Annotated in this window: 22 protein-coding genes and 2 pseudogenes; 15 read left to right on the forward strand and 9 right to left on the reverse strand. The window is 60.1% G+C overall.

Annotated elements, in window-relative coordinates; translation table 11 throughout:
- Positions 1–133: 133 nt before the first annotated feature.
- The gene (locus tag C443_RS09095) at positions 134–1750 is read right to left on the reverse strand and encodes a S8 family serine peptidase (protein WP_311241273.1); all 1617 of its coding nucleotides are present in this window, start codon (positions 1748–1750) and stop codon (positions 134–136) included.
- Between the two features lie 467 nt (positions 1751–2217).
- Between C443_RS09095 and C443_RS09100 the strand changes: the two genes are divergently transcribed.
- The 5 genes from C443_RS09100 (at position 2218) to C443_RS09120 (ending at position 5680) form a co-directional block, all read left to right on the forward strand.
- Positions 2218–3339 carry a pyridoxal phosphate-dependent aminotransferase gene (locus C443_RS09100; protein WP_005535776.1) on the forward strand — a complete coding sequence of 374 codons (1122 nt, stop codon included), beginning with the start codon at positions 2218–2220 and terminating at the stop codon, positions 3337–3339.
- A gap of 202 nt (positions 3340–3541) precedes the next feature.
- Positions 3542–3820 (forward strand): ArsR/SmtB family transcription factor, encoded by a 279-nt coding sequence (locus C443_RS09105; protein WP_004593670.1) that lies wholly within the window; start codon positions 3542–3544, stop codon positions 3818–3820.
- A 52-nt stretch (positions 3821–3872) separates the two neighbouring features.
- The gene (locus C443_RS09110) at positions 3873–4169 is read left to right on the forward strand and encodes a hypothetical protein (protein WP_005535777.1); all 297 of its coding nucleotides are present in this window, start codon (positions 3873–3875) and stop codon (positions 4167–4169) included.
- 115 nt (positions 4170–4284) lie between these two features.
- Positions 4285–4518, forward strand: a complete 234-nt coding sequence (locus tag C443_RS09115) for a DUF2249 domain-containing protein (protein ID WP_005535778.1) — start codon at positions 4285–4287, stop codon at positions 4516–4518.
- A 1-nt stretch (position 4519) separates the two neighbouring features.
- Positions 4520–5680, forward strand: a complete 1161-nt coding sequence (locus tag C443_RS09120) for a hypothetical protein (protein WP_005535779.1) — start codon at positions 4520–4522, stop codon at positions 5678–5680.
- 18 nt (positions 5681–5698) lie between these two features.
- On the opposite strand, the gene C443_RS09125 is transcribed toward C443_RS09120, so the two are convergent.
- The 4 genes from C443_RS09125 to C443_RS09140 form a co-directional block, all read right to left on the reverse strand.
- Complete coding sequence (locus C443_RS09125) at positions 5699–6346, reverse strand: helix-turn-helix domain-containing protein (RefSeq protein WP_005535781.1); 648 nt, start codon at positions 6344–6346, stop codon at positions 5699–5701.
- 65 nt (positions 6347–6411) lie between these two features.
- Complete coding sequence (locus tag C443_RS09130; protein ID WP_005535783.1) at positions 6412–7485, reverse strand: radical SAM protein; 1074 nt, start codon at positions 7483–7485, stop codon at positions 6412–6414.
- Positions 7486–7791, reverse strand: a complete 306-nt coding sequence (locus C443_RS09135) for a CGCGG family putative rSAM-modified RiPP protein (RefSeq protein ID WP_005535784.1) — start codon at positions 7789–7791, stop codon at positions 7486–7488.
- 113 nt (positions 7792–7904) lie between these two features.
- Positions 7905–8318, reverse strand: coding sequence for an SRPBCC family protein (locus tag C443_RS09140; protein ID WP_188851752.1), 414 nt, complete (start codon positions 8316–8318; stop codon positions 7905–7907).
- A gap of 193 nt (positions 8319–8511) precedes the next feature.
- Between C443_RS09140 and C443_RS09145 the strand changes: the two genes are divergently transcribed.
- The 3 genes from C443_RS09145 to C443_RS09155 all read left to right on the forward strand — a co-directional run bounded on the left by C443_RS09145 (position 8512) and on the right by C443_RS09155 (position 10549).
- Complete coding sequence (locus C443_RS09145; RefSeq protein WP_005535787.1) at positions 8512–9147, forward strand: helix-turn-helix domain-containing protein; 636 nt, start codon at positions 8512–8514, stop codon at positions 9145–9147.
- Positions 9148–9194: 47 nt separating this feature from the next.
- Entirely contained in the window at positions 9195–9758 is a 564-nt protein-coding gene (locus tag C443_RS09150; protein ID WP_005535789.1) for an NUDIX hydrolase, read from the forward strand.
- A gap of 92 nt (positions 9759–9850) precedes the next feature.
- Entirely contained in the window at positions 9851–10549 is a 699-nt protein-coding gene (locus C443_RS09155; RefSeq protein WP_005535791.1) for an SDR family NAD(P)-dependent oxidoreductase, read from the forward strand.
- Positions 10550–10558: 9 nt separating this feature from the next.
- Here C443_RS09155 and C443_RS09160 read toward each other — a convergent pair whose 3' ends face one another.
- Complete coding sequence (locus tag C443_RS09160; protein ID WP_049943984.1) at positions 10559–12298, reverse strand: histidine kinase N-terminal 7TM domain-containing protein; 1740 nt, start codon at positions 12296–12298, stop codon at positions 10559–10561.
- 42 nt (positions 12299–12340) lie between these two features.
- Positions 12341–12661: a hypothetical protein gene (locus C443_RS09165; RefSeq protein ID WP_005535796.1), complete on the reverse strand. Its 321-nt coding sequence runs from the start codon at positions 12659–12661 to the stop codon at positions 12341–12343.
- A gap of 405 nt (positions 12662–13066) precedes the next feature.
- On the opposite strand from C443_RS09165, the gene C443_RS09170 reads away from it, so the two are divergent.
- The 4 genes and pseudogenes from C443_RS09170 (at position 13067) to C443_RS20780 (ending at position 16244) form a co-directional block, all read left to right on the forward strand.
- On the forward strand, positions 13067–14044 hold the full coding sequence (locus tag C443_RS09170) for a molybdopterin-binding protein (protein WP_005535798.1): 978 nt from the start codon (positions 13067–13069) through the stop codon (positions 14042–14044).
- A gap of 206 nt (positions 14045–14250) precedes the next feature.
- Positions 14251–14667 (forward strand): annotated as a pseudogene (locus tag C443_RS09175) (hypothetical protein); the annotation flags it as partial.
- Between the two features lie 48 nt (positions 14668–14715).
- Positions 14716–15225: a hypothetical protein gene (locus C443_RS09180; protein ID WP_005535801.1), complete on the forward strand. Its 510-nt coding sequence runs from the start codon at positions 14716–14718 to the stop codon at positions 15223–15225.
- Entirely contained in the window at positions 15222–16244 is a 1023-nt protein-coding gene (locus tag C443_RS20780; protein WP_005535802.1) for a tyrosine-type recombinase/integrase, read from the forward strand. Before C443_RS09180 ends, C443_RS20780 begins: the two co-directional genes overlap by 4 nt.
- Positions 16245–16341: 97 nt before the next feature.
- On the opposite strand, the gene C443_RS21190 is transcribed toward C443_RS20780, so the two are convergent.
- Positions 16342–16764 carry a hypothetical protein gene (locus C443_RS21190; RefSeq protein WP_152423030.1) on the reverse strand — a complete coding sequence of 141 codons (423 nt, stop codon included), beginning with the start codon at positions 16762–16764 and terminating at the stop codon, positions 16342–16344.
- Positions 16765–17395: 631 nt separating this feature from the next.
- Here C443_RS21190 and C443_RS09185 point away from each other — a divergent pair.
- Positions 17396–17971, forward strand: a pseudogene (locus C443_RS09185) (WD40/YVTN/BNR-like repeat-containing protein); the annotation flags it as partial.
- A 104-nt stretch (positions 17972–18075) separates the two neighbouring features.
- Here the strand turns inward: C443_RS09185 and C443_RS09190 are convergent.
- The gene (locus C443_RS09190) at positions 18076–18585 is read right to left on the reverse strand and encodes a hypothetical protein (RefSeq protein ID WP_005535805.1); all 510 of its coding nucleotides are present in this window, start codon (positions 18583–18585) and stop codon (positions 18076–18078) included.
- Between the two features lie 253 nt (positions 18586–18838).
- Here C443_RS09190 and C443_RS09195 point away from each other — a divergent pair, with 253 nt between their 5' ends.
- Positions 18839–19663, forward strand: coding sequence for an aldo/keto reductase (locus tag C443_RS09195; protein WP_005535807.1), 825 nt, complete (start codon positions 18839–18841; stop codon positions 19661–19663).
- 77 nt (positions 19664–19740) lie between these two features.
- Positions 19741–20415 (forward strand): MBL fold metallo-hydrolase, encoded by a 675-nt coding sequence (locus C443_RS09200; RefSeq protein WP_005535809.1) that lies wholly within the window; start codon positions 19741–19743, stop codon positions 20413–20415.
- Positions 20416–20431: the final 16 nt, after the last annotated feature.

Below are 20431 nucleotides of genomic sequence, written 5' to 3' on the forward strand. Positions count from 1 at the left end.
AGGCGAGTAAGCGTCGGCGGTGGCGGCGCGATTGCGATGTCCAGATAGCGTGAAATCCAGCTGAACTGAAAGTGGAAAGAGAGAGAGGGACGCTACGCACGGGATCAGTCGAAACGAGAGAATAGCAAGCAGATTACGAGCTTGTTTTTCCGATTTCTTCCAGGGTAAGTGTGTAGTCTCCGCGTCCGCTGTAGACATACACGAGTATGCCGATCTCGCTGATCTGTGAGAAACCGTCGATGATTATCTGTTCGTTACTGTCCTGCGTATAGGACGCGCGATCGTAGTCGTTCGGAGTGGGTGTGCGGCCGTCGAAGGAGACATACAGGTCGAAATCGGCGTCAGATGGGCCATCGAGACTGAGGATTAGCTGCATAGGCGACTCCGTCTTGAGGGAGTACGTCTGCTTGTCATAATCGAGCATCCCATCGAGTGACCCGGACAGCTCTTCGGTGAGACGGTCTTTCGATTCATCAGTGACGGAGACGCTGACTGACGTGGTTGTCTCAGCACCATCGTTGTCAGTCGCAGTGACGGTGACGGTGTAGTCGCCAGTGTCGGTGTACGTGTGGCTGACCTCCGTCGCGTCCGCACCCTCGATGGGGTCAGAGCCGTCGCCGAACTCCCAGCGGTAGTTCGTTATCGAGCCGTCGGGGTCACGGGAGCCACTGGCATCGAAGATGACCTCCTTATTGACAGTGACAGTTCGTGAGTCGTCGTTGAGCGTCACGATCGGCGGTTCGTTTTCCGTTCCACCACCGACAGTTACGAAGTTGTATGCATCCGCGAGGCCGAAACCGACGAACTGGCCGTCTGCGTCCAGTGGCTGGGCGGTGTCGAGAAGGTTCTGTCGGGTCTGGCTGGCGGGCCAATCGTGTCTGTCCAGTCCAAGCGCGGCAACGCCAGCGACAGCAGGACTCGCCATTGACGTTCCAGGGAACTGCGCGTAGTCTCCACCCGGAACAGATGAGAGTACGTCATTACCCGGTGCCGCAATGTCGACCTTCTCGCCGTAGTTCGAGAATTCGGTCGGGCTCTTGTTCTGATCGACGGCACCAACGGCAACACATTCTTCGTAGGCTGCTGGGTACGACACGTCCTGCTGGCTTGGGGGGTCACCGTCCTGATGGTTACCAGCTGCACAGATGAGGAGGACACCCTGATTCCACGCGTACGAGACGGCGTTTTTCATTGTCTGGTTGTAGCCGCCGCCACCGAGAGACATATTGATGATGTCCGCCCCTTGGTCGGTCGCCCACTCGACAGCGTTAGCGATATCGGCGGTTCGGCCCCCATTCGGGCCGAGTGCACGGCAACTCAGGAGCCGGGAGTTACTGACACCTGCAATTCCGGTTTCGTCGTTCGTTTCGCCGGCAGCAATGCCGGAGACGTGTGTCCCATGCTGAGCAGATTGTGGGGCGGGGTCGTTGTCGTCGTCGACGAAGTCACGTCCTTTCTGACTCCCGAACTGCCCGTCAAGGTCGGGATGGGTGTAATCTGTACCAGTGTCTATGACGGCGATGGTGACGTCTTCGCTTCCGAACGTAATATCCCATGCTTTCGGGGCATTGACCAGTTGTGGCGCGTACTGGCTGTCGAACTTCGGATCGTTCGGCACCGTGGCGATCGGTTCGCGAACGTGGTTGAATTCCGTATATTTGACGCCGTCAATCGTTTCGACTGTCGGAAGGATTTCGCTCTTGAATTTCTGCGGGACTGCTGAGCGAAGATACGAAAGTGACTCGTTCACGTCGAGGATATCGAGCTGTTCGAGGTCAGACCGTTCCTTTATTTTGTCATGAATATCAGAGGCGTTTTTATCATTCGATATACCGATCAGATATTCTTCTGTATCAGATTCCTGTGATGCGCTGACTTCTCCACCAAAAGCTGCGACGGTTACAACGGAACCGAGTGCCTTGATAACTGATCTTCTGGACGGTTTCGGCAGGGTATGTCGGGACATCCGACTCCCACTAAATATGGGTGGGTTATAAAATTAATATATAATTCCTCATGCAGCCCAGTGTCTAATAAACAAAATTATATATGTTGCTTTATAAATACGTGTTTATTTTGTTTTCTGATATGTAAAGTATCGGTTATAAACGGTATAAAAGTTTATTGCGGCTGGCAATAGCGACAGAACAGGCAGATGCCGCTAATGCTACCGAAGCACAAGGAAGAATTATCGGGCCGGCCGCCCCCAGACAGAATATGACTGGGTTTTCCCGACGGGTAGAGCAGGTATCGATCTCAGGCATCCGCGAAGTGTTCGAGGCGGCGGGCGAGGACGCGATCAACCTCGGACTCGGCCAGCCGGACTTCCCGACGCCGAAGCACGCCCGTCAAGCGGCAGTCGAGGCAATTCAGGCGGGGGAAGTCGACGCCTACACGTCGAACAAGGGAACCGAAGCACTCAGAGAAGCAATCGCCGCCAAGCACGAACGAGACAACGACCTTGATGTCGACCCCGGGGACATAATCGCCACCTCGGGTGGGAGTGAAGCGCTGCACATCGCGCTGGAAGCCCACGTCGATGCAGGGCAGGAAGTCATCTTCCCGGACCCAGGGTTCGTCTCTTATGACGCGCTGACACACCTCGCAGGCGGGACGCCGCGGCCGGTCCCGCTGCGCGAGGACCTCACGATGGCTCCCGAGACAGTTGAGGAGGCCATCACCGACGACACGGCGGCGTTTGTCGTGAACTCGCCCGCAAACCCGACCGGAGCGGTCCAGTCCCCGGAAGATATGCGGGAGTTCGCCCGTATCGCCGACGAGCACGACGTGCTGTGTATCTCCGACGAAGTGTACGAACATCAGGTGTTCGAGGGTGAGCACCGCTCGCCGGCGGAGTTCAGCGACACGGGCAACGTCGTCGTCGTCAACGCCTGCTCGAAGGCGTATTCGATGACAGGCTGGCGGCTCGGATGGGTTACCGGCGCGACAGACCGTATCGAGCGGATGCTACGGGTCCACCAGTACGCCCAGGCCTGTGCGTCCGCACCGGCCCAGTACGCCGCCGAGGCGGCCCTGACCGGCCCGCAGGACCAGGTGACGGAGATGCGCGAGGCGTTCCAGGAGCGCCGCGACGTACTGCTGGACGGCCTCGACGAGATGGGGCTGGACTGTCCGACACCCAAGGGCGCGTTCTACGCGATGCCGAAGGTCCCCGACGGGTGGGTGAACGAAGTCATCGACCGCGGTGTCGTCGTCGTCCCCGGCGACGCCTTCGGCGAACACGGCGCGGGCTACGCTCGCATCTCCTACGCGACGGACATGGAGACGCTGAAGGAAGCCATCGACATCATGGCCGACGCGACGGCGGCGGTCCGCTGAGCGCTCGCAGACGAGTGGGCCCGCGGACAGTCGTCCCGAAATTGGAACAGTCTCGGAAGAGAGTGCGAAGAAACGCTTTATTCGCCGCCCGTCTTGGCTCTCGTATTCCATCGTGGCACATGCATCCGAGTCCAGCGCGCTGGTTGGCGGGGAGAGACAGGACTATAGGACGGGCAGACACAGTTCCCAGGAGGACAGTGGGATGGAGAAAGCGCTCTGGTATCTGCTGACGGCGACGCGCGGCGGCGCCAACCGGGCGCGTATCATCGACGCTCTTTCGGACCGACCGATGAACGCCAACGAACTCGCCGACGAACTCGACGTGGGCTACAAGACGATCAGGCATCACATGGAACAGCTAGAGGACCACGACGTGGTCGAATCCGGCGACGAAGAGTACGCCAAACTCTACTTCCTGACCGACCGGTTCGACAACTACCGTGACACCTTCGAAGAAATCGTGGAGAAGATGGACGAATGAGGGGACAAACCACCATCCGGACCGCGGCCAGCCAACAGGAGCGGTGGTGCTGATGGCGATGGGACCGCTCATCACCGCCGCAGCCATCGTTGGCGGGCTTAACGTCCTATTGTTGCTCCCACTGCTGGGCGTCTGGGTCCGCAACTACGCGACGTTCCGGACGGGACTCGTCGCCGGCCTCATCGCTTTCGCCGTCGCGATGCTCGCCGAGAACGCCATCGCTGTCTACTTCTTCTTCTCGATGCAGAGCTTCTACGCCGGCGACCCACACGTCCAGCAAGCTGTACTGGTCCTGCGCTCGTTACAGTTCGTTGCGATTGCCGGACTGAGCTACACCACGCTTCGGTAGCGCGATACCATAGCAGTATGCTAGGGCTTTCAGCCTCCGATCACAGTGTTGTACCGCTACAGAGGCGAACACGTTCGGGACAAGCGCCTGACTGGCGGGGACCGTTATCTGACGTATGAGCACAGATCACCAAGAATCGGTACAGGAACTCGACGTCCGGGATGTCGACGGGGAACCGTTTGAACAGATCATGAACGCCCTCGATTCTGTCAGCGAAAGCGAGGCGCTCCGGCTGGTGAACAGCTTCGAACCGGTGCCGCTGTACGACGTCCTCTCGAAGGAAGGGTACCAGTACGACACGGAGCAGGTCGCCGACGAGGAGTGGCACGTCACGATCCGGCCGGAGTGAGATGCGTCCCGAGCGCGTCTCGCGGTGGTTCGTCACCGTCAGCGCGCTGTTTTTCCTCGGCTTCCACGCCGCAATGGCGGTCGCCGCGCCCCGTCGCGTCGTCGTTACGCTCGGTCTGTACGGGTTCGTCCTGCACGTCCTGTTCGGGAAGGCCTACGCGCTCGTTCCGTCGTACTTCGATCGGGACCTCGCGTGGGAACTGGGGCCGGCCGTCCAGTTCCCGCTGTCCGTCCTCGGCACAACAGGGCTGGCGCTTACACCGCTCGGTCCACCATGGCTCCGACCAGTCGGGACTGCGCTCTGGGCCGGCGGCGTCGCAGTGTTTCTCAGCACGCTAGGATGGACAATTCGCGACAACGTCACTGGCGTGGCAACAGGGACCGGCGGTCCAAACGCCCACAGGGAGCCGGTCGACCGGACTGCCAACGTCGCAGTCCCGATAGCGCTCGGCTACCTCGCACTTGCGGCCGGTGGTGCGCTCGTTACCGTCGCCGGCTTCGGGTCGGTACACCCCCAACAACTGTCGCACTTACTCGCTACGGGGACAGTCGCGCTGTTCGTCTTCGGCGTCGGTTTCCGGCTGTTTCCCCGGTTTCTGGTTGCCGAAGCGCCGCGACCGATCGTTACGGTAGTCATCGCTGCCGGCGCTGTCGGTCCCGCATTGCTCGGCTTCGGGCTGTTCGAACCCGGACTTCTCCTCGTCGGTGGCGTCATCGAAGCCATCGCAGTCGCAGGATTCACGCTGTCATATCTGGTCCTGTTCCTGCGGTCGGAGCGCCGTCAAGTCGGGTTCTACGCGGTGCTACTGGCAGTGGTGGTCGGGGTCGTCGGTATCGGACTCGGACTGACTATCGCCGCAACCGGTCGGGACCCGGCGCTGGTCAGCGCACACTATCGGGCGATGTTGGCGGGCTTTCTCGGACTCACTGTGGTCGGGGCGGCGTTCCAGTTCTATCCGCCGGCCGTCGGCGTCTGGCCCTACGCTGATGACCGGACTGCGCTGCTGTCGATAGGGCTGCTTGGTGGTGGACTCGGCATACAACTACTCGGTCTCATCGGTCGGTTCGGCTGGATGAGATCAGTCGGCACAGTGGCTGGCGTTGTCGGCGCACTCTGCTATACGTATCTCCTGTTAGCGGCGTTCGCTCGCCGATGGCAGTAGGATCTCCCCGTCACGATCCTACTCCGCGACAATGCTGTCGAGCAGTTTCGTCTGGGCGGCGGCGAGGTGTTCCGCGAACGTCGAGACGGAGATGTCCAGCTCCGACGCCACGTCGCCGGCGTTGGCCCCTTTCGGATACTGGAAGTACCCCATTTCGACGGCGGTTTCGAGCACCTCCTGCTGCCGGTCGGTGAGTTTACTTCGATCGACGAGAATCGAGTCCACCGGATCAACGTCGCCGTTTCGCCGCATCGACCGGAGCGAGACGCCGTCGTACAGTTCCTTCAGCCGTGTCACGATAGCGCGCACCCGGTCGACATCGGGAGCGTGGAAGGTCAGGTGGAGCTGTCCGCCCTCGGCGCGGATATCCGCGACCGGACAGTCGTATGTTTCGACCGCCTCGCAGACGCACTCAGTTCGCGACCGAGAGAACTGGTAGCGGGCCCCGCTGCCCGTCGCGAACACCTTGTCCATGTCCTCCCGGGCCTCGATTGCCCCCTCGTCAGTGCCCGTCGCGGTGAACTCTTCGATGACCTGCCCGTCTGCGTCCGGGCTGCTTCGGGCGACATCGGTCACGGCCGCGCCCGCCTCGTCCGAGACGCTCGCCACCGGACACGCTCCAGGGGTGTCGACCGACAGCTCCACTCTAATTCCGGAGTCGCTCATATGAGATACTGTGACACCACATTACAAAACGGGCGAGGCGCGTTCCCACGGAGTGAAAAACCCCCTCAATCTGCCGGGTGCTGGTCGGGAACCGACCCCTCGAACCCATCCGGCTGGTAGTCACAGAGAGGGTCCGCCGCCAGCGGGTACCCTGTCGTCGCATACGCTCGCGACCGGCTGCCGCCACAGACTGTTCGGTATCGACAGGCCCCGCATTTGCCCGTCAGCGCGTCGTCGTCCCTGAGTTGCTGGAACAGCGACGACTCCCGATAGATGTCCACGACGCTTTCCTCGCGGACATTGCCCGCCGATTTCGGCAAGAATCCGGAGGGGAACACCTCGCCGGTGTGACTCACGAAGGCGAACCCTTTGCCAGCGCGAATACCCATCCGGCGTTTGAGCCCGCTGGCCCCCTCGTCCTGCTTCTGCATCGCGACACGCCGGTAATGGGGCGCTTCGGTCGTCTTGAGGCCGAACGATGCCTCCTCGCTAACCTCGTGGAGCCACGATAGCACGCGCTCCGCTCGCTCGGGATCAATCGGTGTCAGCACTCGCCCGCGGCCGACCGGAACGAGGAAGAATACCGACCACAGCACCGCGTCGAGGTCCGCAACGAGGTCCCGGATAGCCGGCAGTTGCTCAACCGTCTCAGCACAGACGGTGGTGTTGATCTGCAATGGGATATCGAGGTCACGAGCCGCCTCGGCGGCCTCCATCGTCGCCTCAAAGCTCCCGGACTCTCCCCGGAAGGTATCATGAGACTCGCTATCGCCGCCGTCGATGGACAGGGCCAGCCGCCGGAGTCCGGCGTCGTCGAGTTCGACCAGCCGGTCTCGCGTGATGGAGTTCGTCCCGCTGGGCGTCAGCGTCATCCGAAGCCCCTGCTCGGTCCCGTAGTCGACGAGTTCCGGGAGATCCTCGCGAGCGAGTGGGTCCCCGCCCGAGAGGACGACTAGCTGGCCGTCGCCAAACTCGCGGGCCTCGTCTAACAGCGCCTTCCCCTCCGCCGTCGATAGCTCGTCGGGATGCCGGCGGGGTTGGGCATCGGCCCGGCAGTGTTTGCACGCCAGTTCACAGGCCTGGGTCACCTCCCAGATCAGCACTAGGGGCTGCTCGTCGAGGTCGAGTTTCCCGCGCATCTATGCCTCCCGGTGGACACGGGTGACGTGGCCCCCACAGCCACACTGCTGGACGTACTCCATTGAAATGGTCTCGCCGAAGGCGTCCGCCAGCGCGTCGAACAGGTAGGTGTCCGGGTGGCCGTGGTCGGCGTGGCTCACCAGATTGACGTGGTTCCCGGCCGTCGTCATCTCGACGGCGTCGATGGCCTGTTCGACGACCACGTCGGGGTCCTCGGCGTGCGCGGGCGTCTCCAAGTTCGCCGACCAGGAGTTGTCGTGAACCTCGGTTGTAACCGGCGGCAGGTCCTCGTGGGAATGGCTCATGTGTACAGGTTGACGGCGGGCGTCCCTCGGTCCTATCCCGAAGATGTTCGGGTGATTATACACAACGGATTGCGGAGAGGAATTCGTCCGAACAGCCCCAATCACACGTACCGCTACGTCACCTGTTCGACGAGCCAGTCGAACTGCTTGTTCAGTTCCTTCTTGCGCTGTCGCGAGATCACGGTCGAATCGATCATCTCGCCGAGCACCGGGAGATCGAGTGCGTTGTATTCCGTCGTCGCCGTGACTTCGGTTCCGCCATCGACGGCCTCGACCGTGTACTCTGTCATCATCGACTCGAAGATGCCCTGACGCTGCTCGTACCGCAGCACTGCATCGGTCTCGACGATTTCGAGGTCCAGTTCGATCTCGAACAGTCCGACGCGGTTCGTGATACCGAGGTCGTCCCCGTTGAGCGTCACCTCGTCGAACCCTGCCGCGCGCATGAACGGTGCCACGTCCGTTATCAGGGCGGTGACCATCTCCGGGTCAGCCGGGACCATCCGAGTCAGCGAGACGCGTTCCATACCGGACGGCCAGCGGCCGGCGGAATAAGCGTTCGCCATACCCGGAGATGTTCGGCTTTCTGGTTTTGTCCGGCCTGATTTCGTGTTGACAGCGCGGGGCACTACCCCCCAAGTTTCTTATTCCCATCGCGGCTGTACGAACATGTTCGGGATTACGGCCGCAGAGGTCGGACGAATATATTCGGATACACCAATGCCACACGCTGAACTCACGCTCACGATTCCGGATGAAATCTGGATCGGCGACATCTCGCGAGCGTACGACGACGCGACGTTTCGCATCCTGTCTGCGCTCCCAGGCGAGGACTCCGGTGTCGGGTTAGCGGAGATCACATCGGACGACCTCCCAGCGGTTCTCCGTGATATCGAAAATCGCGAGTCGGTCACGACTCTTGAGATACTCTCTCACCGGGACGACAGCGCGCTGGTACAGTTCGAGACCTCGATGCCGCTCCTGCTCTTCCCGGTCCAGGGCTCTGGCGTCCCGCTTGAAATGCCGTTTACGCTGTCCGACGGCGAGGCCGTCTGGGAGATATCGGCACCACAGGAGCGGCTCTCCGAACTCGGCGAGCAACTGGAGGAGTTCGGTATCGCCTTCAGCGTCGATCGCATCCAGCAACACCTCGAAACCGAGCAGGTACTCACCGAGAGCCAACTGGAACTGGTACAGGAGGCCATCGACGCGGGTTACTACGACACACCGCGGGAATGCTCGCTGACAGAACTGGCGGACCGCGTCGGTATCGCGAAGTCAACCTGCAGCGAGACGCTCCACCGTGCGGAGGAGCAGATCCTGAAACAGTTCGTCTCGGACCACCCGGCGCGGTGACGGGAAGTCGAAGCGCGTAATACGCGCCTCTGTGAGAGGTACGACATATGAGTTCCGACGCGGTCGACGAGACGCACGAAAACGCCCGACAGGAGGTCATCGCAGTGGACGCCGACGACAACGAGGAGGGGCTGGTCAATCGGCTCGATGCTCACACTGGCGATGGGGTTCGCCACCGCGCGTTCACTGCCCTGCTGTTCGATGAGGACGGCCGGATCCTGCTCGCCCAGCGCGCAGCGAACAAACGCCTCTGGGATACACACTGGGACGGGACTGTCGCCTCCCACCCCGTCGAAGGCCAGACACAGGTCGAGGCCACCGAGGAACGGCTCGAAGAGGAACTGGGCATCGACCCCTCGCAGTACCAGAACCTCCGCGTGACCGACCGGTTCGAGTACAAGCGCTACTACGAGAACGCCGGCCTCGAATGGGAAGTCTGTGCGGTCCTCCAGGCCACGCTCCACGACACCTCGCTGGAACCGAACCCAGAGGAAGTCGACGGCGTCATGTGGGTCCCCTACGAGCGACTCCGCGAACACCCCGAGTACTACCGCCAGCTCCGCCTCTGTCCCTGGTTCGAGATCGCGATGCGCCGGGACGAGGAACGCTAACGCCGACAGTCACTATCCCACTCGGCGGCAGGCATCGCAGTGACACCGCCCCCGACCCGTTTCCTTTTCGGCCCCGCCGCCTAACCCCGGGTATGGACGTTCCGCTGTACGACTCCCTCGACGGCCAGGTCGTGCTCGTCACCGGCGCTACGCGGGGCATCGGGAAGGAAATCGCCGACGGGCTGGTCGACCTCGACGCGACGGTGTACGCCGGCGCTCGCGATACCGGCGACATCGAGGCCACGGACCGACACGCTATCGAACTCGACGTGACCGACGACGACGGGATGGTCGCCGCGGTCGACCGCATCGAGCGCGAGCAAGGCCGGCTCGACGTGCTGGTCAACAACGCCGGCGTGATGGACTCCCGAGAGCCGCTCGATGAGATGCCGACCGACGTCATCGACCACACCCTCGACACGAACCTCCGGGGAGCGGTCCTCATGACGAAGTACGCCCTCCCGTTGTTGCTGGCCGAGGAGGGCGGCCGCGTCGTCACCATGTCTTCCGGGCTGGGGGCCATCACCGAGAGCCAGTCGGGCGGTACGCCGGCCTACCGCATCTCGAAGACCGGCGTCAACGGGCTGACGAAGTACCTCGACGGCGAGTACGCGGCCGACGGCCTCGTCGCCAACTCGGTGTGTCCAGGCTACGTCCAGACAGACATGACGGAGGGGAGCGCCCCCCGGACGCCCGAGGAGGGGGCCGAGACGCCGGTGTGGCTCGCTCGCTTCCGACCCGACGCGCCGAGCGGGCGATTCTGGCGAGACAAGGCCGAAATCGAGTGGTAGCTACCGGGATCAATCAGCGTTCTCGCTGTGGACCACCGCTGGCTCGTCCGTCGCGTGGGCTGGCTCAGCCGCCGGCAGTTGCAACTCCACAGTCGTTCCCGGCTCGTCCGTATCGGGGAACGACATTCGGCCGCCGAGGTTTCGGACGATCCAGTTGACGAGCCAGAGCCCGACGCCGGAGCCGTGTTTGAGCGGCGTTTCAGTCCCCGAGCGGATGACCTCGCGCTCGTGGTCGGTGATACCGGGACCGTTGTCGTGAACGGCCACACGGACGCCGGGCGTTCCGTCGGTCCGTGTCGCCGTAATCTCGACCACAACTGGCCTCTCGTCGGTCGCTTGATGTTCGACAGCGTTCTCGACCAGCTCCTCCAGCGCGATGAGGACCGACGGACCACCCCGGATCCAGATCTCGTCCTCACAGGTGAGCGTGATCGCCACGTCAGGGCGGCGATACCGAGCATCGCTCACGACCGATTCTAGCAGTTGCTGAAGCGCTGTCGGGCTGTGCTGCTCGGTCTCCAGGGCCTCGGTGACTCGGCCGATCTTGTTACTGCGGTCGACGATTTCGTCGACTGTACTGATAATGCGGTCGAGTCGCTCGCGTTCGTCGGCGTCGGCCGTGTCCCGGAGCAGGTCCGCGTTCCCTTTGACGACGTTCATCTCGTTCCGGATATCGTGACGGAGCAAGCGGTTGAGCACGTCCAGTCGCTGTTCACGCTGTCGACGGTCCGTGATATCCCGGAGGCTGATGAGATGGCCCGAGACGACGCCGTACGCGCGGTACAGCGGTATCACGCGCACGTCGTAGTACCGGACGCCGCCGCCACGTTCGAGGGCCATCTCAGTCTGCGTTCGTTCACCGGGGCCGGGAACCGTCTCCGCGAGTGTCGGAGACGTCTGCGGGAGCGAGCGGCCCAAAACCGCGTTCTGGTCGCCGTCAAACAGCGCCGTTGCGGTCGCGTTGATATCGACGATTCGGCGCTCATCGTCGACGATGATGACCATATCGTCCATTTCGGTGAAGATAGCTTCCCGGCCCAGTTCCCGGGTCACCGGTGCCACGTCGAGCAGTTGCCCGCGGAGGATGGCGACTGAGAGGACGGCCCCCGACGCGACGTACCCGAGACTCGTCGGGTTGAACGGAGTCGGTACCGCACCGAGCACGAACAGCGTCTGGACGACCGTCGGGACGGCGATGGCGAGCAACAATGCGACCCCCTGGCCCTGAAACACCTGGTTCGACCGGAACAGCATCCGCAACAGGAGGACACCGCCGGCGAGAATTAACAGCAGTATGTAGGACATGTGCCCCCAGTACATGACTTCGTATGCGGGAGCGAGGGCTACCGACGATGCAGAGACGGATTGTGTGCCGTGGCCGGACCAGATGAGTTCGTGGGCGTGATTCGACCACACGAGCGTGACAAACACCGCCGGTTCGACGAGCAATAGCGCTGTTCGGCGCTCCGTGAGCCAGTGGGGGTGTCCCGTGTACTCGATAATCGTTACGAGCCACGCGACAGGGATGATTACTGAGAGCGTCAGCTGTGCCTGAACGAGTCGCTCCATGGTAGACAACCCCGGCACAGCGAGCTCGATACCGTACGCCACGGCCCAGAGGCTCGCCGCGACAACGAACACTGCCAGCGGTCCCGCGCCCGGCCTGTCCCGGTGGAGCCACACCAGAAAAGCGACGCCCATACCGACGACACCCGACAATAAAACGACAGTAAGTGGCGACAGGACCATTCAGTAGCGTAGTAATGGCGTCCCTGATATAACTATTCTCGGTCACTTCGACTGCGAACGAACCGCAGACCACACGGCGAAGGCACCAAGTACGAACGCCGGAACGAGTGGGAGCGTGAGATAGGCGTCCCGGAGCGTGAGCCCGAAGCTACTGATAACGCTCTGGGCGGACGGCAAGAGCAAAATCGCGCCAGGAACGAAGAGGAACGCCACGCCGATCATTCCAACCAGAATCCAGCCGCTCGTTCCGAACTCGGGACCGTCGGCAGCTTCCGTGCCTGTCTCGCTGTCCGTACGAGGGGAGTCTGCGGACTGGGGCTCCGTGTCAGGACGGTGGACGTAGCCGGACTCGTCATCAGCCATCGACACGCCCCCCGTCGCGCCCGCTCGGACGGTGCGTCACGATGGGACGACCTTCAGTAATACCGACGGAACAACGTGGCTGCATATCTCGGAGTCAGGCAAGCGAGCGCAAAACGCTAACGGTCCCGCTACTGCGACAGACTAGGGGCTTCCTGGGTTGAGATGTCACGCAGACTCATCCGATGGCCGCTGTCGGAAGCGTGTGCGTCCCGCTGTCCCTCTGCGACTGACGAGTCTTCGTACAGTCCCTCAAACGCACACTCATGGCAGACGACGTGGTATCTCCCATCCATACATTTTTGTTCTTCTTGCTATATTTTAATACTGTCGATTTCAGATATTATACAGGTTGCGGTTACGCAAACCGTCATCAGGGTATTTATCCACTGCAACCGATGGAATAGTATGGTGGATTTCCAGTCCCGTGACACACGCCGAGGTCCGACTGACGGGGAAGACGACGAGACAGACGAAGGCGAGACGGGGGACGACGAGGAATCCGCGGCAGCCGATACTGATACCGAGGCCGTCAGTTCGGAGCCCACCGAAGCGACCGACAGAGCGGCGGAAAACGACGATATAGCAGCAGGTGAGACTGACAGCACAGAGACTCCTGCAACGGATGATACTGCGGAGGGCAGTGAGGGACACACATCAGAGTCCGAAACCGACGACTCTGTCGCACAACGAATCGACGAGGCGACGAACCAGAGTACAGACAGCCAGCCAGCGGATGAAACACAGAACACTGGGGGAGTTGATAAGTCGACACAGGAGCCTGATGAGGCCCCACACCAGGACCCCCTCTCTGAGCCACAGGCACCGACCGAATCGGCGGATACACCGCAGGAAGCAGCGGTTCAGACAACGGATGAAACGACAGCAGAGACAGTCGCGCAGGGCGACACGTCGCAAGAACAGTCGGTTGCCGCAGCCGTCGTCACGGTCGGGACGGCGACGGAGGAAGGAGACCCGACGGGCGAGGCGGTGGAGACAGCACTCGAAGCGACCGGCCAGACGGTCACGGCCCGCGAACGGCTTCGAGGGGACTACGATGGCATTCAGGAGGCCGTCGATAGACTGGTCCGGCGTGACGACGTGGAGGTCGTCGTCACCGCGGGAGGGCTCGGCGTCGCCCCGTCAGAGCAGACGCTCGAAGCGGTCCACCCGCTGTTCGAGAAGGCCCTGCCGGGATTTGAGGAGGTGTACCGGGGCCTCCTCTTCGAACAACAGGGGACCGGCGTCATCGCCGTCCGCGCAACGGCTGGCATCGCCAACGACACGCCGGTGTTCTGCCTGCCCGCGGACCCGGCGGCGGCCCGTGTCGCTATCGACGAGATCATTGCGGCGGAAGCCCCGTCTCTCGTCGCTGAACTGTTCTGACCCACCGCGGCGGGTTCGTGTTATCAGTCTTGTGTCCGTTTACCCGACTTAACGTGATATTTTGCCGGTTCGTTCCGGGCCGCCAATTTTCCCACGTCCTACGGGCTATTCCCCCAAATATCGGCCGTTTAAACGGTTAAATCGCCATGAAAGGTCGTTAACTGCGCCCCCCATTGAAGTGGCGGCAGTCCACAGGCTCGGGTGTCATGTCCGATCGAAACGCGACACGACGCGGCGTGCTCAAGGGTATCGGCGCGACAGCTGCAGCTGCACTGGGTGGGACGGCCCTCTCCGGGACGGTTGCGGCGGCCGGCCCCTGGGAGTCCGTCGAGTCCCCGACCGGGAACACCCTCCACGATGTCGAGTACACTGCGGCCGGTGCGTACGCCGTGGCAGGTGGCGGCATCGTACTTGAACGGACCAGCACGGGCTGGCAGAAGGTCATCGGCGGCGGTCCGACCGGCAACGGCAACAGCCTCTACGGGGCCGACGTGACCGACGACGGCAAGGCCCTCTGGTTCGTCGGAGCCTCTGGCGCTATCGGCGAGTACGACGTGGAGTCGGGCGTGCTCACCGACCACAGCGCCCCGATGGACGTCACCAACAACAACTCATCTATTGCGTATTAACAACGCAAACACTATACGGCCACCATGAGACGTTTCGAGTAGATGGCAGAGAATACTACTGTTGCCTTCCGAATTGATGAGTCGGTCAAAGAGGAATGGGAAGATGCCGCCGAAGGCCCGGAGTATGACAGTCTTAGCCACTTAATACGGCTTTCTGTTCAGCGAGAGATAGCAGATACAGATACGGCCCCACGCACCGCACAGGCCGACACAGGAACTGACGGGAACAGCGAAATGCTACAGTCTCTCAATCGGCTTGAGAAGGTCACAGGAGAGATTCAGGAGGAGGTAGAAGCCTTTAGTCGAGAAAGGGAGTCGGAGGAAATGTATAATCTAAAACAAGTACTTCTCGAAGTGCTACCCACCGCCCCCGGAACATATGTCCCCGGCCCTAACGAACCCTCTCCGGATAGTGTCGGTCAGAAACCCCGCGAAGTTGCGGGACGTATTGGAGCTGATACCAGCGATGTTTCCGACACTCTCGAAGATTTGGCTGACGGGGTTGGAATGGTTCGTTCTTCAAATGGTTACTACTGGAAGGCTGAGGAATGAACACAGATACCTTACTTAGCGAGTTTCGTAGCAGGCAGGAAACCAAGAAAGCAGATAGCTCTGCCCGCACATATGCCCATACAGCGAAAGTATGGGCCAAGTGGTTAGCAGAACCCGGTGAGAAAGATTTTGACCACAACAGTCGAGGGCGTCCCTCCAAGGACCTATGGGAAGCCACAACTGGCGATTTACAGGTATTCCTTCGGCAACAGTTACAGAGCGGTCTAACTGGCGGAACTGTACAGAGTCGGCGGTGGCATATCTCAATCTTGTATGATGAACTGAGAGAAATGAGACAAGAAGGGGGATACGGGATTCCCGACTTCGAGAATCCAGCAGAAGACCTTGATGTATCTGACTGGCAGACATTAAATGTTAAGCCAAGAAAACAACAGGAATCCAAAGAATTAGACTATTTAGAGCCAAAGGAAGTCAAAAATTTATATGAAAATGCGTCAACACCCACACTGCGAAACGAATTGATTATACGGCTACTCTATCAGACCGGTCTTCGACGTGGGGAACTGACAGAAACACGTTTAGAAGACGTAGATACCGATGAGCGGGCTATCAAGGTCCATGCTGAAAAAACACATCTGAATCGTACTGTGTTCTATCAATCATCTTTAGATACCCTCATGACACGGTGGGTAAACGTTGAACGCAAATCACTTTCAACAGCAGGAAGTGAATACCTGTTTCCGACCTACAAAACAGAACAAATAAGCCCAAAACAAATTGGGCGTGTTGTACGAAATGCGGCTGAATCAGCCGGGTTACAATCCGTTCTTTATACTGACGCCTCGGGTCAAGAACAGGTGAAAATAACAGCCCATATCCTCCGACACAGTTTCGCAGTTCAGAGTATCAAGAACGGAATGGACACTCGAAGGCTACAAATGCTGATGGGCCATGCAAATATTGACACGACGGAACGGTATCTGAAATTTGCTAATGAAGACCTCAAAGACGCCGTTCGGAAACACGGAGCCGGTTCAGAGTCGGTTCCTTCCTCCTAATCCTGGGGTAAACGTCGATAGATACCACTTCAACGTACTTCTTAGGAGGCGGCATTACGCACCGAATATATCAGGATATTATAATTTAAAGCTGGCTTCAATTCCGTCCTACACCAGGAATTGAGGATAATAGGTTAGATATACGTTCAAATCGCCTATTTTTTGCATCTTCAATTGCTTTATCAAAGTTCCGGTGGACAATACTGTCTGTTACTTCAATTTGATTTTCTTGCTCAGCTGTTAGTGGTTCAAATTGTTCATCCATATTTTCTGCCCACACTGCATACAGGAGAGGGTCGTCAGAGTATTTGAAATTCGAAAATCGGTTTTTTGTTACGGTGAGCATTGCTTGATAGGTATCTAATTCCTCTCGTAGACCGTCTTTTGAGAGTCCACATAGTCTCTCATATGCAAAGTGTTCTTCAATAAATTCAAGTCGTCGTTGTAGAAATTCATCAGCAGACTCATTTTCTGGTTCGTTAAGAAAGTGGGTTTCCTCTCTACTGTTCCCCTCTGTCATGATTCATCCATTGGGCAGAGTGACAGAAAAAGCTACCTCTGGATTCATATGTAATCAAGTAGCCGCTGTACCGATAGTTCCCCCAACGTTTTGCTCTCTCTATCCTATCCCCTGTAGTCCCCTTTCCTTTCTCTCTCTTTTTTAAAGTTCTCCCTCCGCAACGTAAGGAGAACACAGCAATTAGTATTGTATCCCCTTTCGGCAAGCTCCGACGCATTGACTCTCTGCACTCCCCCCTCTCAATGGGCTTCAACGACTTAGAGGGATTCTTACAGTCTCTGAGGTAGTTTCCTTGCTCCCCGTTTAATTATTCCTCAACAGCCTGAAAATCGTCGCATTAGCTCACATTGTGTGGACGCTCTTAGAACGGCGTGAGTGTGGTTAGAATCGGCTTGATTTTGAAACGTCCCACGGTACGTACAGCCCCATAGAATCTACTACCGTTCCCCTTAACCATCTTAAACCACCTGTTTGTAATGGAACTGTTCTCAAAACGAATCAATCGGTTAAATCCTGACTATATTTCACCAATCTGTGTGAGAAAGTCACCTATATGCGCACGGATGTAGGTATATCAATGTTCTAACCCCCCACCGTGCACTCTTGTTTGCGTTGTTCATACTCAACAACTGTGTTCAACAACTTCAACGACGTGTCCGTGACCGGCAGCGCCGGCGAGGCGAATGTCTACATCGCCGGCGACTCCGGGAAGATGTACTACAGCTTCGAGAACGGCGCGAGCGAGACGTGGGACTACACCACGCCCGGCTCCGGGTCGGCCATCAACGCCGTCGACTTCCACGACGTCCGCTCGGGCCACATCGTCGACGGCAACAAGAGCGTCTTCGTCACCGACGACGGCGCGACGTGGAACAAGATCGGCCTCGCCGACGCCAACGTCAACTTCTACGGCGTCGACTCCGACGGCCCGGACGACGTGTGGGTCTCCGGCGGTGGCGGCATGATATTCCACTGGGACGGCTCCGAGTGGACACCGACCGACACTGGCGACGCCGGCCTGCGTGACATCGAGGTCACCGACGACGACAGCACCGGCTACACGGTCGGTGGCGGCGGCAAGGTGTACGCCCTCGGCGGTGGCGACTGGACACAGGAGGAGACCCCCGCCGGCGAGAACCTGAAGGCCGTCGTCCGCGGCGGCACTGACATCGCAGTCGGTTCTGGCGGAACGATCCTAGAGAAGTAGGCACCGCCACAGGTCCCTGGCTGCTCGTACCTGCGCTGAAAAACGGCCCGCTGGCGTTTTGACAGTGTGACGGGCCTGATTGCTATCCGTTTATTTGAGGCGATTCACTCCCGCTGACGTTCGCACTCCGCGGCCCCATCCGCGGGGAGCCGCGCGTCCCGATACGTTCCCTGATGAAACGTCTCGGCCAGCCAGATTTTGTGTCCGTATTCGTTCCCGAGCCGCGCCGTCCCAGTCGAGACGAACTGTCGAGTCGAGGACTGTGAATGGAGATTGACGTGGCACTCCTCTAGCTCCCAAAAATCGTCGCCCGACGTCGTACGGTCCCCCTGTTTGCGGAGATAGACGTGCGTTATGTTCGGCAGGCAAATCGTCATCCGGTCGAGCTGATCGGCCGCGGTTCGCGGGTCCTTCCCGCCGTAGAAGTTTGCGTACTGTCCGAAAGAGTAGGTCACGACGCTCCCTTCCTCCCAGTCGTCGAAGTTTTCCACATTGAGTGCGAACTCGCGGCCGCCGACCGTGCCACAGACGCCGAGGTACACGTGATCGTCGGTTCCCTCGTGTCTGCCGGACCCGGTCGTCAACGAGACGAAGACGCCGGCCAGTTCACTCATCCGTGACGCCTCCCCTCCCGGGCTGTTCGTCCGCCGATACGGACCGCCGTCGTGGATACTGTTGGTTCATTGCCTCTCACCTGTCTCCGGCGAGACATCGCAGCTAGATCGGAAATGCGCTTAATACCTAGAAATTGTTCATGATATATATCGACGGTTCCCGCCAGTAGCCACGACATACCCCTGAACTCTCAGCCACATCGAGTCGTCAGAGCGACACCGACGTTTTACCGGTGTGACGCAAACGGAGAATATGGACGAGATTCAGATCCAGGGAACGTCGGTCCCCGCACTCGGCCTGGGAACGTGGCAGTTGACCGGCCCCTCCTGTACTGAGACTGTCGAGACGGCCCTAGAGATGGGCTATCGCCATATCGACACCGCACAGGCCTACGGCAACGAGCGGCAGGTCGGGCTAGGGATAGAGGCCGCCGCGGTCGACCGCGAAGACGTGTTCCTGACGACGAAACTCGACGGGTCCAACCGTGACGAGCGTAGTGTTCGGCGGTCGACGCGGGAGAGCCTGAACAAACTGGGAACGGACTATCTGGACCTTCTACTCATCCACTGGCCCAACACCCCGTGGATGGCGTCGCTGTCGGAGACGCTCGGGTCGATGAACGACCTGGTCGAGGAGGGGCTGGTCCGCCACATCGGCGTCAGCAACTTCTCACCGGCGCTGCTGGACGAGGCGCGGGACATCTCGTCGGCTCCGATCTTCACTGACCAAGTGCAGTACCACCCCTACTGGGACCAGCGGAAACTACTGGACTACTGTCGCATCCACGACGTACTCCTGACCGCCTACAGCCCGCTGGCCCGCGGCGGCGTCCTCGACGACCCCGCGCTCGTCCAGATCGGCAACAAGTACAGGAAGTCCCCGGCGCAGGTCGCGCTCCGGTGGCTCCTCGAGCAGGACGGCGTAGCCGCGATTCCGAAGGCGTCCAGCCGCGAGCATCTGGAAGCGAACCTCGCCGTCTTCGATTTCGAGCTAACGGACGCTGAGATGGAACAGATTCGGGACCCGTCGAAGGTCAAAACCGGCGTGCAGTTCGTCCGGTCGCAGTTACCGTTCTGAGTGTCACGGCCGACCGGATCTGTGGCCACGCAGCGTCGCGACCAAGGGTTTAGGAATCCCCACTCCAACCTCGCGCTATGGTAACGGCGCTCGCCGATGATATCTGGTGGTACGATCTCACGGGTGTCAACGCGACGCTCGTTGACGACGACGGCGCGCTCACACTCGTCGACACAGGGCTGCCCTGGCACGGCAACGGACTCATCGCCGGCCTGAGCGATGCCGGCTACGAACTCCGGGATCTTGACCGAATCCTCCTTACGCACTTCGATCTCGACCATGTCGGCGGACTGACGGCCTTCGACGGTATCGACGTGACCGTCTACATCGGGGAGCGGGACGCACCGCTGGTCACCGGTGAGCGGTCGCCGCCGCTGGGAAATCACAAGGGTGCGTTCCAGCGCCTCGTCTCGCCGTTCCTCCACGCGCCGGACAACGACGTCGTCCCCCTCAACGACGGCGACACAGTCGGCAGTTTCACGGCCTATCACACTCCCGGCCACACGCCGGGCCACGTCTGCTACGTCAGCGAGGAACTGTCGCTGGGACTGCTGGGTGACCTCGTCCGTGAGGACAGCGGCCGCTTCGAGCCCTCGCCGTGCCTTATGAGTTACGACACTGACGCCGTCACCCGGAGTATCAGTGAGTTCGTCGAGCGTGCGCCCGACTTCGAGGTCGCGGTCCCGGGCCACGGCGTCCCCTTCGAAAAAAACGGCTCGGAGCGACTGGACCGCCTCGTGGCGACGGTGTGAACAAGCGCCGGAAGAC

This window comes from Haloarcula argentinensis DSM 12282 (assembly GCA_000336895.1).
GTDB classification, from domain to species: Archaea; Halobacteriota; Halobacteria; order Halobacteriales; family Haloarculaceae; genus Haloarcula; species Haloarcula argentinensis.